This is a genomic window from Grimontia sp. SpTr1 (genome assembly GCF_947387585.1).
In the GTDB taxonomy this organism is placed as follows: Bacteria; Pseudomonadota; Gammaproteobacteria; order Enterobacterales; family Vibrionaceae; genus Enterovibrio; species Enterovibrio indicus.
On sequence record NZ_CANDOD010000002.1, the window covers coordinates 102,565 to 116,799 of the forward strand.

The 14,235-nt window shown below is 51.4% G+C and carries 15 protein-coding genes; all 15 read left to right on the top strand.

What is annotated here, in order from left to right; translation table 11 throughout:
- Window positions 1-14 precede the first annotated feature (14 nt).
- The 15 genes from QL223_RS04670 (at window position 15) to QL223_RS04740 (ending at window position 14,233) form a co-directional block, all read left to right on the top strand.
- Window positions 15-1,964 (top strand): flagellar hook-length control protein FliK, encoded by a 1,950-nt coding sequence (locus QL223_RS04670; RefSeq protein ID WP_281544052.1) that lies wholly within the window; start codon window positions 15-17, stop codon window positions 1,962-1,964.
- Between the two features lie 65 nt (window positions 1,965-2,029).
- Complete coding sequence (gene fliL / locus QL223_RS04675; protein ID WP_002537867.1) at window positions 2,030-2,527, top strand: flagellar basal body-associated protein FliL; 498 nt, start codon at window positions 2,030-2,032, stop codon at window positions 2,525-2,527.
- Window positions 2,528-2,534: 7 nt separating this feature from the next.
- Window positions 2,535-3,602 carry a flagellar motor switch protein FliM gene (gene fliM, locus QL223_RS04680; RefSeq protein ID WP_002537866.1) on the top strand — a complete coding sequence of 356 codons (1,068 nt, stop codon included), beginning with the start codon at window positions 2,535-2,537 and terminating at the stop codon, window positions 3,600-3,602.
- A gap of 21 nt (window positions 3,603-3,623) precedes the next feature.
- Window positions 3,624-4,013 carry a flagellar motor switch protein FliN gene (gene fliN, locus QL223_RS04685; RefSeq protein WP_002537865.1) on the top strand — a complete coding sequence of 130 codons (390 nt, stop codon included), beginning with the start codon at window positions 3,624-3,626 and terminating at the stop codon, window positions 4,011-4,013.
- A 120-nt stretch (window positions 4,014-4,133) separates the two neighbouring features.
- The gene (gene fliO / locus QL223_RS04690) at window positions 4,134-4,523 is read left to right on the top strand and encodes a flagellar biosynthetic protein FliO (RefSeq protein WP_281544053.1); all 390 of its coding nucleotides are present in this window, start codon (window positions 4,134-4,136) and stop codon (window positions 4,521-4,523) included.
- Complete coding sequence (gene fliP, locus QL223_RS04695) at window positions 4,513-5,346, top strand: flagellar type III secretion system pore protein FliP (protein WP_046302924.1); 834 nt, start codon at window positions 4,513-4,515, stop codon at window positions 5,344-5,346. Before fliO ends, fliP begins: the two co-directional genes overlap by 11 nt.
- A gap of 9 nt (window positions 5,347-5,355) precedes the next feature.
- On the top strand, window positions 5,356-5,625 hold the full coding sequence (gene fliQ, locus QL223_RS04700; RefSeq protein WP_002537861.1) for a flagellar biosynthesis protein FliQ: 270 nt from the start codon (window positions 5,356-5,358) through the stop codon (window positions 5,623-5,625).
- 13 nt (window positions 5,626-5,638) lie between these two features.
- Window positions 5,639-6,436, top strand: a complete 798-nt coding sequence (gene fliR / locus QL223_RS04705; protein WP_046302925.1) for a flagellar biosynthetic protein FliR — start codon at window positions 5,639-5,641, stop codon at window positions 6,434-6,436.
- The gene (gene flhB / locus QL223_RS04710; RefSeq protein WP_046302926.1) at window positions 6,436-7,569 is read left to right on the top strand and encodes a flagellar biosynthesis protein FlhB; all 1,134 of its coding nucleotides are present in this window, start codon (window positions 6,436-6,438) and stop codon (window positions 7,567-7,569) included. Before fliR ends, flhB begins: the two co-directional genes overlap by 1 nt.
- 118 nt (window positions 7,570-7,687) lie before the next feature.
- Window positions 7,688-9,793 (top strand): flagellar biosynthesis protein FlhA, encoded by a 2,106-nt coding sequence (gene flhA / locus QL223_RS04715; RefSeq protein ID WP_002537856.1) that lies wholly within the window; start codon window positions 7,688-7,690, stop codon window positions 9,791-9,793.
- A 31-nt stretch (window positions 9,794-9,824) separates the two neighbouring features.
- Window positions 9,825-11,453 carry a flagellar biosynthesis protein FlhF gene (gene flhF, locus QL223_RS04720; RefSeq protein WP_002537854.1) on the top strand — a complete coding sequence of 543 codons (1,629 nt, stop codon included), beginning with the start codon at window positions 9,825-9,827 and terminating at the stop codon, window positions 11,451-11,453.
- Window positions 11,446-12,333: a MinD/ParA family protein gene (locus QL223_RS04725; RefSeq protein WP_046302928.1), complete on the top strand. Its 888-nt coding sequence runs from the start codon at window positions 11,446-11,448 to the stop codon at window positions 12,331-12,333. The genes flhF and QL223_RS04725 overlap by 8 nt, the downstream gene beginning before the upstream one ends.
- Window positions 12,326-13,048 (top strand): RNA polymerase sigma factor FliA, encoded by a 723-nt coding sequence (locus QL223_RS04730; protein WP_039849820.1) that lies wholly within the window; start codon window positions 12,326-12,328, stop codon window positions 13,046-13,048. The genes QL223_RS04725 and QL223_RS04730 overlap by 8 nt, the downstream gene beginning before the upstream one ends.
- A gap of 49 nt (window positions 13,049-13,097) precedes the next feature.
- Window positions 13,098-13,466 (top strand): chemotaxis response regulator CheY, encoded by a 369-nt coding sequence (gene cheY / locus QL223_RS04735; protein WP_002537850.1) that lies wholly within the window; start codon window positions 13,098-13,100, stop codon window positions 13,464-13,466.
- A gap of 32 nt (window positions 13,467-13,498) precedes the next feature.
- Window positions 13,499-14,233, top strand: a complete 735-nt coding sequence (locus QL223_RS04740) for a protein phosphatase CheZ (RefSeq protein WP_002537848.1) — start codon at window positions 13,499-13,501, stop codon at window positions 14,231-14,233.
- Window positions 14,234-14,235: the final 2 nt, after the last annotated feature.

Consider the following 14,235-nt stretch of genomic DNA (forward strand, 5'->3'; position numbering starts at 1 on the left):
GAAGCGGGATAATTATGAGCCAAACCAGTTTCTTACTTTCCGGTTTATCAAGCAGCAAAGCCCCTGTTGGGGAGGGTAAAGCTGTCATGTCTCCAGAAGTGTCTGAAAGTGAAGGAGAAGGTTTCTTTGCACAACTGACGCAGCTGGTTTCTGGTGATGGTGAAGCCGACGTGGTTGTTGGTGAAAAAGCTGTTTCTGCCGAAGGTGATGCTGCGAGTGAAGAGGCGATTAATGCCGCTTTGACGAAAGCACTCGCCAGTGGCGAAGGTGAAGATGCCGAAAAGTTGGCGCTGGACGAAGTGATTTTTGACGCTGAAGGCGAAGAAGTCGTCACCAAGCCAGTGGCAAACGGAGAAGCTGAAGAACAGGTGCTGAAAGCCACGGCTTCTGAGGAAAATGGCGAAGACGCTGTTGTGACACGTCAACAGGTCGCTAAGCATGATGGCGAAGTCTTGTTGCAGCGCCTTAATGAGTCCAATCAGGCACTTCAGGCCAAACCCGATACCTCATCACCAGAACTTAAAGCCGTGCAGGTTGAACCCGTGATGGCTGATGGCAAAAGCTTGCCGCCACAGAAAGCCAACACCGAAGTTATGCCTGAAGAGGTAAAACCCGCGTTGGCAATACAGGCTGAAATGCTAAAGCCAGCATTGGCAAAGGGGGCTTCTCAGCTTGATACAGAAACACAGGTAGATGGCGCCAAGCCAGCATTGGACAAAGCCGTTGAAGCCGAAGTGGATGCCTTGCTTTCTAAGCCAGTCAATATGCTCACCGATGAAGAAAAAGTTGTCATTCAACAACTGGTTGCCAAGGTAGAAGCGGATTCCCTGAACGTTTCACCCGTAAAAAGCAGTGTTGAGGCTGATGCCAAACCTCTGAGCGACGCAGAACTGATTGCGGCAGTGGATACCCTTCGCGCATCGACAGCACAAGAAATCACACAACCCGATTCACCGATTGTCGCAGCGCCGGTAGTGGCTCAGGCAGCTTCAATGGTAGCCGCGAACGGTGACGTGGAAATTACACCGGAAATGATGGCGAAAGCCAGTCAGTCACCAGAGTGGGCGGGAACAAAAGCCCAGCAGGATATGATGATGCGAGCCCAGATGGCGACGGCATCGACCATGAATGGTGAGCCAGAGAAAGCGCTCGCGGCAGAACTGCAGGCGAAAGGGTTAACGCCGACGGCTCAGGCAAACATGAGTCAAGCCGCCTCTGCGGTGCAAGCAGCGGTGAACCCTCAAGCTCAGCAAACTACCCCAATGTCAGCGTTTGCCGCAATCCCATGGACGCCGGCAGGGATGCAAAATGGTGCTAACCAACCACAGCCTGCAGCCAGCCAAGCAGTACTTGAAGCGACAGCCGCCCAACAGTTGACGGAAACCGCGCGTCCGGGTGAAGCAAAAGCGGATCACCTTGCTCAGCAACTGGCCTCAAGTTTTGGTCAGCAAGCGGGAACCACAGCAGCAAAACTGGATGCCGCAGTGGCACAAACACCGTTACAAATGAGCCAAAACCAGACAGAAGCGGCGAATGCCTTGTCTGAACGCGTCAACATGATGATGTCGAAAAACCTCAAGCATGTGGATATTCGTCTCGACCCACCTGAACTGGGCAGACTGCAAATCAAACTGTCGGTGAACAACGATCAGGCTTCGGTGCAGTTTACGGTGGCGAATCAGGCCGCAAGGGATTTGGTGGAACAGTCCATGCCGCGTCTTCGTGAAATGATGCAGCAGCAAGGTCTGCAATTGTCCCAGTCCTCTGTTCAACATCAGGATGCAGGCGGCAGACAGCAATTTGCAGGTAACCAAGCCCAACAGGGTGAAGGTCAGAGCGGGCAGAGTGGACAAGGTGACTCATCTCGATTTGGCAGGGGAAATGAACAGGACGCAGATCACTCTGTGGTAAACACTGAGCTCTATGTCAATACATCAAAAGATCGTGTTGACTATTATGCTTAATGTAGCATTCTTGCTGCGCTTGTTTTGAAACTGGAAATCGAATTAACCCGAAACTGAGGTGAATCATGGCAGATGAAGATATTGAAGCTGGCGGCGGTGGTGGCGGTAAAAAGAAACTGATCATTATCATCGTGGCGGCAGTGTTGTTACTCGGTGGTGGTGCAGGTGCTTTCTTTTTCCTGATGGGTGGTGAAAGCGCGCCACAGGAAGACATTGTGATTGAAGAGCCTGAACCAGTGAACCTTCAAGCAATTTACGTTACGTTACCGCAGCCTTTTGTGTTTAACGTAACCGGCGACATGCAACAACGGTTGGTACAAGTTAAAGTTCAGCTGTTGGTGCGTGGCGACCAGAACGAAACATTGGCGAAGCAGAATTTGCCTTTGGTTGAGCACAGCCTTCTGACAACGTTCGGGGCGGCAACCGTTGAGCAACTGCGTACGCCGCAAGGACAGGTGGAAGTCCGCAAGCAGGCTGTCGATACCGTGCAGGCTGCAATGGAAAAAGTCACCGGCAAAACAGTGGTTGAGCGGGTGTTATTTACTGGCTTTGTAATGCAATAGGTGCAATGTGACCGATCTCCTCAGTCAAGACGAAATTGATGCGCTTCTTCATGGTGTAGACGACGTTGAAGAAGAGGAACAGGATTCCGGCGGCGGTGGCGGCGATATCGCCTCGGCCTCGAATTTTGACTTCTCCTCTCAAGACCGAATCGTCCGTGGGCGCATGCCCACCCTGGAGCTGATAAACGAGCGATTTGCGCGTCATATGCGTATCAGCTTGTTTAACATGCTGCGCAAAACGGCTGAAGTGTCGATTAACGGGGTACAAATGGTGAAGTTTGGTGAATACCAAAACACCCTGTTTGTCCCAACCAGTTTGAACATGGTTCGCTTCCGTCCGCTGAAGGGGACCGCGTTGGTCACCATGGAAGCGCGCCTGGTGTTCATTCTGGTAGAAAACTTCTTTGGTGGTGACGGTCGATTCCACGCACGTATCGAAGGGCGTGAATTTACCCCAACCGAGCGTCGTGTTATTCAAATGCTGCTTAAGCTGATATTTGAAGACTACAAAGACGCTTGGGCACCGGTCATGAAGGTCGAGTTCGAATATCTCGACTCAGAAGTGAACCCGGCAATGGCGAACATCGTGAGCCCGACAGAAGTGATTGTTGTGAGCTCATTCCACATCGAACTTGATGGTGGTGGCGGTGATTTCCACGTTGTCATGCCTTATTCCATGGTCGAGCCTATCCGTGAATTGCTCGACGCAGGTATCCAGAGTGACAAGATGGATACCGACAAGCGCTGGTCGAAAGCGCTGCAGGATGAAGTGATGGATGTGGAAGTGGGGCTGACGGCTAAGCTGCTGGAAACCCAACTGTCACTCCGTGATTTGATGGAGTTGGAAGCCGGTGATGTGATTCCGGTGAAAATGCCGGATGCCTGCACGATTTATATTGAAGACTTGCCGACCTTCCGGGGCAAGATGGGCCAGTCAAACGACAATCTGGCGATTAAGATCACTGACAAACTCAAACGACCGGAAGTGATGAAGAGTTCAGTGACCTTGTTAGAAGACGATCCGATCGAGCTGCTTGAAGACTTGGGCCCCGATGGACAAAATTCTGAAGATTAATTAATACGTTGGTAGATAATCATGAGTGATGTAGAAGACGATTGGGCTGCAGCGCTTGCCGAACAGGCGGTAGTGGAAGGCGGTGATGATGTACAAACTGCCCCTTTAGATGAGTTGGTCGATGAAACACCACCCATCAATGCTGATGAAGCCCGAAAGCTGGACGCGATTCTTGATATTCCGGTGACCATTTCGATGGAAGTGGGACGCACCAACATCAACATTCGTAACTTGCTTCAGCTTAACCAAGGCTCGGTGGTCGAGTTAGACCGTCTGGCCGGTGAGTCACTGGATGTGCTGGTTAACGGAACCCTGATTGCCCATGGCGAAGTCGTGGTGGTGAACGACAAGTTCGGTATCCGACTCACTGACGTTATCAGCCAAACAGAACGAATTAAAAAGCTGCGTTAACGACAACCCCTTCGCTTGTTGAATGGAAGACGCCTGCCGCTTTGCGGTGGGCGTTTTTTAGGCCTGGATTTTGCTTAAAGGGTGTATTACCCAAAAAACACAGGCTGAGAAAGAGAGTTCATGGTATTTCTGCGACGAGCTGTAATTGGATTGACGTTTGCCCCGGGCGCTTACGCCGCCGCGCCTGATGGCCAGGACCTGGCGACGACACTCGGTGCGTTAGTACTGGTGATTGGCGTGATCTTCGGCCTGGCTTGGGCGCTCAAACGCATGCAGGTTCCTTCGCTGATGGGCGCGAAATCTGGGCTGAAGGTGATGAGCCAACTACCGTTAGGCCAGAAAGAGCGTGTCGTGGTATTGGATGTGAACGGTGAGCAAGTGCTCGTGGGTGTCACGCCTCAGCAAATCACGCTGATTAAATCATTGGAAAATCCGATCACTGAAGCGGAGTCCACCAAATCTTTCTCTTCCCAATTCAACCAGATTCTGAAGAAAAATGATGCGTCTTAAATCCGTCACTGCCATTTTTCTGGCGCTTTGCTGCTTTTTTGTCACCCCATTTGCGCTGGCTGAAGAAGAGCCAGCTCCAGCGTCAGAAACCATTACTGAAACCCTGATCAACGATGCAGGTGAAGCCTCGATGATTCAGGCGCGCAACGGTGGCGGTATTCCTGCGCTGACCATGACCGTTAACCCGGATGGCAGCGAGGATTATTCGGTCACCCTGCAGATCCTGGCGTTGATGACAGCTCTCGGCTTCCTGCCAGCGATTGTTATCCTGATGACCTCTTTCACCCGTATCGTGGTGGTGATGGCGATTTTGCGTCAAGCCATGGGCTTGCAGCAGACACCATCGAATCAGGTGATCATCGGTATTGCCATGTTCCTGACCTTCTTCATCATGTCACCGGTGATTGACCGTATGAACGTGACTGCGGTGCAGCCTTATCTCAATGAAGAAATTACCTCGCGCGAAGCGTTTGATCGTGTGCAGGTACCTCTCCGTGAGTTCATGTTGCAACAGACGCGAGTAAAAGATCTCGAAACCTTTGTGAATATGTCTGGCTCACAGGTGACTGAAGCGGAAGAGGTGCCGATGACGGTGCTTATCCCGGCGTTTATTACCTCAGAGCTGAAAACGGCGTTCCAGATAGGCTTTATGCTTTTCCTGCCGTTTTTGATTATCGACCTGGTGGTGGCCTCGGTACTGATGGCGATGGGTATGATGATGCTTTCGCCAATGATTGTATCACTGCCATTTAAGTTGATGTTGTTTGTGCTGGTGGACGGCTGGAATCTGATCCTGTCGACCCTCGCAGGCAGTTTCGGGTAGGAGTGAGTCATGGGACCAGAAGCGTTTGTCGAACTGTTCCAGGATGCCTTATACCTCATCCTGGTCATGGTCTGCGCCATTATCATTCCTGGCCTTATTGTTGGTTTGCTGGTGGCAATTTTCCAAGCGGCAACCTCAATTAACGAACAGACCTTAAGCTTCCTGCCGCGTTTGATTGCGACACTGGTTGCTCTGATGGTGTTTGGCCATTGGATGACGCGCATGCTGATGGAGTATTTCTTCCGCTTGATTGAAGAAATACCCCTGCTGCTTTACTGACTGAGCATCAGGCATGGAATATCCGGCAGATATCATTCTCAATTGGCTGGCACAGTACTTCTGGCCGTTTACGCGCATTTCATCAATGATGATGACGATGACGTTTTTCGGTGCCCGATTTGTGCCGGTTCGAATCCGTTTGTATCTGTCTCTGGCTATCACCTTTGCGGTGATGCCTGCGCTTCCTCAAGTGCCTGAAACCATCCAGTTGGTTTCTTTTGGTGGCTTTGTGGTGTTGGCGCAACAAATCCTGATTGGCATCGCGATGGGGACGGTGACCCAGTTTGTGATTCAAACCTTCGTGTTGCTCGGTCAAATTATCGGTATGCAATCGAGCTTGGGTTTTGCCTCCATGGTCGACCCGGCCAACGGGCAGAACACGCCCTTGCTGGGCCAGTTCTATCTCTTCGTTGCCACCATGATTTTCCTTTCCACCGACGGACATCTTCAGATGCTTAATCTGGTGGTGATGAGCTTTAAAACCCTGCCTGTGGGTGAAATGCTGGGTGTTGCAGATTACCGCGCACTGGCGAGTTGGTTTGGCATCATGTTCAGCGTGGCACTTGGCATGGCATTGGCGGGCATCATCGCCTTGCTGACGGTCAATCTCTCGTTCGGTGTCATGACCCGTGCAGCGCCTCAGTTGAACATCTTCTCACTCGGTTTTTCGTTCGCCTTGCTGGTGGGCTTGTTGATCTGTATGTACCTGCTCAACGGCATTTTGCCGCATTACCTGAATCACTGGGACACAGGACTTAAGACTATCTGTGATCTTATCCGTCTCGAGTGTTATGTCGAGGGAGGTGCCTAATGGCAGAGAACGACGGTCAGGAACGCACAGAAGACGCAACGCCCCGAAGGCGACAGCAGGCGCGGGAGAAAGGTCAGGTACCGCGCTCAAGAGAACTGGCATCAGTCGCCGTGCTCGTCGTGGGCGCAGTGGCATTGATGTGGTTTGGCGAGAGTCTTGGCAAAGCCTTGATGGAGATGATGCGAAAGCTCTTTACGCTTACGCGGGAAGAGATATTTGATGTCACCTCGTTGGGGCTGATTTCTTACGGCGCGATATTCCATATTGTCTGGCCGATCACCTTTGTACTTTTGATGCTGTTTATCGCCGGTTTGATTGGCGCGTCGGCGCTTGGCGGGGTTTCTTTCTCTTGGGAAGCCGCCAGACCTAAGCTGTCCAAAATGAGCCCGTTGCAGGGCATCAAGCGCATGTTCGGCAAACAAAGCTGGGTTGAGCTTCTCAAGTCGATTCTGAAAGTGGCGCTGGTGTCCGGTGTGGCTTTCTATCTGATGTGGGTGAGTCTTGATGATTTCTACCAACTGAACATCGAAACCTTCCCGACCAACCTCTATCACGCCCTCGATATTCTGCTGAATTTCGTATTGTTGATTTGTTGCTCCCTGCTGGTGGTCGTCGCGATAGATGTGCCTTTCCAAATCTGGCAGCACAACGAACAGCTCAAGATGACCAAGCAGGAAATCAAAGACGAATACAAGGAAACTGAAGGTAAGCCTGAGGTGAAAGGGCGGATCCGTATGCTTCAGCGTGAAATGGCACAACGGCGAATGATGGCAGAAGTGCCGTCTGCCGACGTTGTTATTACCAACCCGGAGCACTATTCGGTCGCGCTTCGCTATGACAGTAAAATTGACAAAGCACCAGTAGTGGTCGCCAAAGGTTCTGACTTCCTGGCGCTGAAAATCCGGGAAATTGCAGCAGAACATGACATCACGATTGTGCCGGCTCCACCGCTTGCCCGTGCGGTGTATTACAGCACGGAGCTTGAACAACAAATCCCTGACGGTCTGTTTACGGCTGTCGCCCAGCTGCTTGCTTACGTCTTCCAGCTTAAACAGTACAAGAAAGGTCGTGGACGACGGCCAAACCCGCTGGCGGATCAACAACTGCCAATACCGCCGGATTTACGTCGCTGATGTGATACTGCGCTTTTTATTTGCCAATAACTTATTGATAAATAGGCAGAGTAAAACTGGTTCGTTTTTTGCTTCTGAGGTCTTCAGTGATTAAGCCCAGAAGAACCTAAAACGACACATGAAGCTTTCTTTGCCGTTCTACGACAAGGTACAGGACAAAAACCCATTCAAGCGAGGGAATGCATTCCCAGCGATTGGTGCACCGCTCCTCGTACTCTCAACCCTTGCGATGGTGGTGCTGCCTATGCCGCCGTTGCTGCTCGACCTGATGTTCTCTTTTAACATTGCCCTTTCTCTGGTCGTGCTGTTGGTTACCGTTTACACCCGTAGACCGCTCGATTTCGCCGCATTCCCGACAGTGTTGCTGATAGCTACCCTGATGCGACTGGCATTGAACGTGGCTTCCACTCGTGTGGTGCTGCTTCATGGCCATGAAGGCCCAGGCGCAGCGGGTCAGGTGATTGATGCGTTTGGTTCGGTCGTGATTGGCGGTAACTACGCCGTCGGTCTGGTGGTGTTCCTTATCCTGATGATCATCAACTTCATGGTTGTGACCAAAGGTGCGGGCCGTATCTCCGAGGTGAGCGCGCGCTTCACCCTCGACGCCTTGCCGGGTAAGCAAATGGCTATCGATGCGGATTTGAATGCTGGCCTGATTAATCAGGATCAGGCTCGTACCCGTCGTCAGGAAGTCACCAAAGAAGCTGACTTCTACGGTTCGATGGACGGTGCGTCAAAATTCGTTAAAGGTGATGCCATCGCCGGTATCCTTATCCTGGCGATTAACATTATCGGTGGTCTCTCCATCGGTATGATTCAGCATGACGTCAGTTTCTCTGACGCGATTGAAATCTACACCCTTCTGACCATCGGTGATGGTCTGGTTGCTCAAATCCCTTCACTCTTGCTGTCGATTGGCGCCGCCATCATGGTGACCCGTCAGAACACTGACGAAGACATGGGTCAACAGCTGGTCTTCCAACTGGTAGATAACCCTCGTGCACTGATCATTGCGACCGGCATTCTGACCGTGATGGGTATTGTGCCTGGCATGCCTCACATTCCATTTTTAACGCTAGCGCTGGTTTGTGGTGGTTTCGCTTACTGGAAAACCAAAGAGCAAGCCCGAATCAAGAAAGAAGCGGAAGCCGCGCCGACCAAAGAAGTGGCACCGCCGAAGCCGAAAGAGCTGTCTTGGGACGACGTGCAGCCTGTTGATGTGATTGGTTTGGAAGTGGGTTATCGCTTGATCCCTATGGTTGACCGTGACCAAGGTGGTGAGTTGCTTGATCGCGTGAAAGGTGTACGTAAGAAGCTGTCGCAAGACTTCGGCTTCCTTATCCCTCCTGTCCACATCCGTGACAACCTGGAACTGCCACCGAACAGCTATCGCATTACTCTGATGGGCGTTGCGGTCGGTGAGGCAGATATCCGCCCTGACAAAGAACTGGCGATTAACCCGGGTCAGGTGTTTGGGCCGGTTGATGGTGAAGGCACGGTTGACCCGGCATTTGGGCTGGAAGCGGTATGGATTGAAAAATCACAGCGCGAACATGCCCAGGCACTTGGCTACACGGTGGTTGATTCCGCGACCGTGCTGGCAACCCACTTGAGCCAGATGCTGACCAACAACGCTGAGCGCCTGCTGGGCCACGAAGAAGCGCAGAACCTTATTGATATGCTGGCTAAGCAGTCTCCTCGATTGGTGGAGGGGCTTATCCCTGATCAAATCACCCTCGGTGCCGTGGTCAAGGTTATGCAGAACCTTCTCAATGAAGCGATTCCTATCCGCGATGTACGGACTATTATACAGACACTCTCTGAGTACGCGCCGAAGAGTCAAGATCCCGACATTTTGACGGCGGCAGTCCGAATTTCACTTCGACGTCTGATTGTTCAGGAAATCAATGGGGTAGAGCCAGAATTGCCGGTTATTACTTTGGTTCCCGAACTGGAACAGATATTGCATAAAACTATGCAAGCGTCAGGTGGTGAATCAACCGGTATTGAACCGGGGCTGGCAGAAAGATTGCAACAAAGCCTGTCAGAAGCAACCCAGCATCAGGAACTGCAAGGTGAACCGGCCGTCCTGCTGACTTCAGGGGTACTGCGGTCCACACTGGCGAAATTTGTGAAGAACACCATTCCGTCGCTGCGAGTCCTGTCTTATCAGGAAGTGCCGGATGAAAAACAAATAAGAATTGTAAGAGCGGTTGGCAACTGATGTGCGGCATCAGTAACTCAGGACGACGATTTTGAAGATTAAACGATTTTTTGCCAAAGACATGCGAACAGCGCTGGCCGAAGTGAAAGAAGCACTCGGCGCAGACGCAGTTATCATGTCCAACAAAAAAGTGACTGGCGGTGTCGAAATCGTGGCGGCAGTAGATACTGACGCACCAACCCGTGATGTGCGCAAAGAAGCGGCGAAAACGCAGATGGCGCAGAGCATGGACCGCGCTCAACAAACACGCCGACTCGCTGATGATACTGTGCATCTGCGCCGTGACATCAGCAAAGAAGCTGCGCGCAAACCACTTGGAGGCGCACTGGGCAGCAAGTTCTCCAGCTTGCTTGACCGCTATCAGTCGCAACTGCCGGAAAATAGCGCAGCCGATGAACCTCAGCAGGAAGCAGATTCTTTAAGCGCATTGTTGGCGCGTCAAAATGATGCCCGTCTTCGTCAAAACGAAAATACCTACAACGCTGCGCCAGCCCGCCGTCCGAATGGCCAAAATGGTCACAATGGACAGAACAATGGCAACCGCAACGGGGCAAACAACGGCAACAATGGTTTCTCCCGCGCTCAGCAGCAGGCAAAAGGGCAAGAGATTGAACGCCTGTTACGTCAAAAACGTGACGAGCAAGATCGCCGCGCACCGGGTCGTGATGACCGTTTTGAACTGCGCACCGAACAACGTCGTCAGCCTTCGCGTCAAGGCAATGAAGAAATTGAAGCGATGCGTAAAGAAATGGCGACGATTCGCAGCCTGCTTGAACACCAGCTTTCCGGTCTGATGTGGCAGGAAGTGGAGCGCAAAGAGCCGCTTCGCGCCATGCTGATCAAACGTCTGGAAAAAATGGGTATCTCCCCGGTACTGGCTGACCAGCTAGCGGGTTATATCCCGGAAGACACACCACCGAATGAAGCGTGGTCGGAGTTACTGGATTTAGTGGCAGATCAAGTCATTACCACCAGTGAGAACCTACTGGAGTCAGGCGGTGTGATTGCACTGCTTGGTCCTACCGGTGTGGGCAAAACAACGACCATCGCAAAACTAGCAGCCAGAGCCGCAATGGACTTCGGCCCTGAAGAAATTGCCCTTGTGACAACTGATACCTTCCGTATTGGCGCACATGAGCAATTGGCAACCTATGGCAGAATTTTGGGTTGCCCCGTAAAAGTTGCTAAAGATGCGGATGAACTGGCCGATATACTGTATCAGTTACGTCACCGTCGACTGATCCTGTTGGATACCGCAGGCATGGGCCAGCGAGATCTGAGGCTATCAGAACAACTTGATACTCTTATCCAAAACAGTGGTTCACATATCCGAAGCCTTCTTGTATTGCCAGCGACCTCTCAGCGTCGCGTGCTGCAGGAGACTATTGATCACTTCCGACGTATTCCCCTCTCAGGGTGTGTACTGACGAAGTTGGATGAATCCCTCAGTCTGGGGGAATTATTGAGTGTGACCATAGAAAACGCCCTTCCGGTTACCTATCTGGCTGATGGCCAGCGTGTACCCGAGGACATTCGCCAGGCAAGTGGGAGATACCTGGTTAACAAGGCGAGTGAACTGATGGATCAAGATTCAGAGCAGCGAAACCATTTCTGGAGTCATGATGTACCAGAGTCGAATGCGGCGGACTTTTATGATTGAGACAACCATGCATGATCAAGCAAGCGGCCTCCGCCGCCTGACCAACCCGACTCGCACCAAAGTTATTACTGTTACTGGTGGTAAAGGCGGGGTAGGTAAAACCAACATCACTTTGGGTATGGCAGCAGCCATGGCCAAACAAGGTAAAAAAGTGATGGTGTTGGATGCTGACTTAGGATTGGCCAATGTCGACGTCCTGCTGGGCTTGCGGGTAGGTAAAAACCTCAGCCACGTGATGCAAGGCGTCTGCGACCTGAAAGACATTATTGTTGAAGGTCCACATGGCATGAAGATTATTCCTGCGTCCTCAGGCATGCGTGGAATGACAGAGTTAAGCACCGCGCAGCATGCAGGTCTTATTCGTGCATTCGGTACGCTTGAAGAAGATGTCGATGTACTGCTGGTGGACACCGCGGCAGGTATATCGGACATGGTGTTGAGTTTCTCCCGCGCGGCGCAGGACGTATTGATTGTGGTTTGCGATGAGCCAACTTCTATCACTGATGCCTACGCCCTGATCAAGCTGCTGAGCCGTGAACATGGCGTGACCCGCTTCAAGGTTGTCGCCAACATGGTGCGCAGTTATCGCGAGGGTCGCGATTTATTTACAAAATTAACTCGTGTAACAGAAAGATTTTTAAATGCTAATCTAGAATTAGTAGCATGTGTTCCACTTGACGAACATGTGCGTCAATCTGTGAAGAAGCAACGTGTCGTGATTGATGCGTTCCCTAAGTCTCCAGCCGCGCTTGCACTCAATGCGCTGGCAAACAAGGCCCTGACATGGCCTGTGCCACGAAATCCGGGCGGACACTTAGAGTTTTTTGTTGAGAGACTGCTGGTTCGAGACGAAGCAGCGGGGGATTACCTCAGTGAATAGGGCGCTGACCTACAGCAGGACTGGAGCATCAACGGAGACGGTGTTTGAGCAATACTCCACATTAGTGAAGCGAATTGCCCACCACCTGATCGCCCGTTTGCCCCCGAATGTGCAGGTTGAAGATCTCATTCAGGCGGGCATGATTGGTCTGCTCGAAGCGCAACAAAACTACGACCCTTCAAAAGGGGCGAGTTTCGAAACCTATGCCGGTATCCGCATTCGCGGCGCGATGTTGGACGATATCCGCAAAGGTGACTGGGTACCGCGCTCGGTACATAAGAATAACCGTCAGATCAGCGAAGTGATTTCACAGCTGGAAGGCGAGTTAGGGCGAGACCCTAACGATAAAGAAATAGCGAAACGCCTGGGGATGAGTCTGGATCAATACTATCAGGCTCAAAACGACATCAATGCAGGCAGACTCATTGGTATCGATGATCTGGGCGTCTCAGAAGATGCTTTCGTAACAGAAAGTCATCGCGACGAAAACCTTCCCTTTGAGGAGGTTGCCGGGGATAGCTTCAAATCGCACTTAGCGAATGCCATCCGCGGACTTCCTGAAAGAGAAGCTTTGGTACTCTCTCTCTATTACGACGAGGAACTTAACCTCAAGGAGATAGGGGCCATTATCGGGGTGAGTGAATCCCGGGTTTGCCAGATACAAAATCAGGCAATGCAGCGGTTACGGACCAAGCTTTCCGCTTGGTCGAAGTAAGTTTCTACAATAATAAGGAACCTCACTGGAGGCCACTTTGAACACAAATATGAAAATCCTCGTTGTTGATGACTTTTCAACAATGCGCCGTATCGTAAAAAACCTCCTTCGAGATCTGGGTTTCAACAACACCGTTGAAGCAGATGACGGCTTAACAGCACTGCCAATCCTCAAGAAAGGCGGTATTGATTTCGTCGTTACTGACTGGAACATGCCTGGCATGCAGGGTATTGACCTTCTGAAGAACATCCGTGCTGATGATGAGCTCAAGCATCTTCCAGTGCTGATGATCACCGCAGAAGCTAAGCGTGAGCAAATTGTTGAAGCTGCTCAGGCTGGTGTGAATGGTTACATCGTCAAGCCGTTTACTGCCGCTACGCTCAAAGAAAAGCTGGACAAGATTTTCGAGCGCATGTGATTTTCCTCTTCGCGCAGTGAAGGATTATTTAGATGATAACTCTCGACCAAGCTAAAGAATTGGTCAGTTTGCTCGAAGAAGGGAATCAGGACGGCGCGAATGAATTACTGGCTAAGCTGGCCAGTGATGTGCGCAATCCGCTCTTCAATGAGGTAGGAAAACTGACCCGGCAACTGCATGACTCGTTGTCCAACTTCCGTTTAGATCCTCGCGTCAGTGATCTGGCTACCAGCGAGATCCCAGATGCGAAAGATCGCCTGAACTTCGTGATGGAAAAAACGGAACTTGCTGCGAACCGAACTATGGATGCAGTGGAAGCAACCCTTCCTATCGCCGACAACCTACAAGAATGCCTTGCCCAGGTTCGACCTCAGTGGAACAACCTTATGGGGGGGCGGATTGACATAACAAGTTTCAAAGATTTGTGTCACCAAATCGATGGTTTACTGACACAAGTCGAAGGAGATACCACCAAACTCCACGGTCAACTGACCGAAATTCTGATGGCTCAAGACTTCCAGGATCTGACTGGACAAGTTATTCGCCGCGTCATCGAATTGGTGCAAGAAGTAGAAAAACAACTGGTTGAAATCCTCACTGCCTTTGGTCTTGACGAAGAGCAGAAAGAACCAGAAACAGAAGCAGAACAACAGCAATCTGGCATTGTGGCTGAAGGTCCAGTGGTCTCCGAGAAAGAGCGTCAAGAGAAACAAGTGATGCAAAGTCAGGATGACGTCGATGACCTGCTTTCCAGCCTGGGCTTTTAGGG

What these genes read in the sequence shown, in the direction of transcription:
- fliR (WP_046302925.1), top strand. Translation starts at nt 5,639, where the DNA reads ATGGAATATCCGGCAGATATCATTCTCAATTGGCTGGCACAGTACTTC.
- flhA (WP_002537856.1), top strand. Translation starts at nt 7,688, where the DNA reads ATGAAGCTTTCTTTGCCGTTCTACGACAAGGTACAGGACAAAAACCCA.
- fliO (WP_281544053.1), top strand. Translation starts at nt 4,134, where the DNA reads ATGGTATTTCTGCGACGAGCTGTAATTGGATTGACGTTTGCCCCGGGC.
- fliL (WP_002537867.1), top strand. Translation starts at nt 2,030, where the DNA reads ATGGCAGATGAAGATATTGAAGCTGGCGGCGGTGGTGGCGGTAAAAAG.
- QL223_RS04670 (WP_281544052.1), top strand. Translation starts at nt 15, where the DNA reads ATGAGCCAAACCAGTTTCTTACTTTCCGGTTTATCAAGCAGCAAAGCC.
- cheY (WP_002537850.1), top strand. Translation starts at nt 13,098, where the DNA reads ATGAAAATCCTCGTTGTTGATGACTTTTCAACAATGCGCCGTATCGTA.
- QL223_RS04725 (WP_046302928.1), top strand. Translation starts at nt 11,446, where the DNA reads ATGATTGAGACAACCATGCATGATCAAGCAAGCGGCCTCCGCCGCCTG.
- fliP (WP_046302924.1), top strand. Translation starts at nt 4,513, where the DNA reads ATGCGTCTTAAATCCGTCACTGCCATTTTTCTGGCGCTTTGCTGCTTT.
- fliN (WP_002537865.1), top strand. Translation starts at nt 3,624, where the DNA reads ATGAGTGATGTAGAAGACGATTGGGCTGCAGCGCTTGCCGAACAGGCG.
- QL223_RS04740 (WP_002537848.1), top strand. Translation starts at nt 13,499, where the DNA reads ATGATAACTCTCGACCAAGCTAAAGAATTGGTCAGTTTGCTCGAAGAA.
- flhB (WP_046302926.1), top strand. Translation starts at nt 6,436, where the DNA reads ATGGCAGAGAACGACGGTCAGGAACGCACAGAAGACGCAACGCCCCGA.
- fliQ (WP_002537861.1), top strand. Translation starts at nt 5,356, where the DNA reads ATGGGACCAGAAGCGTTTGTCGAACTGTTCCAGGATGCCTTATACCTC.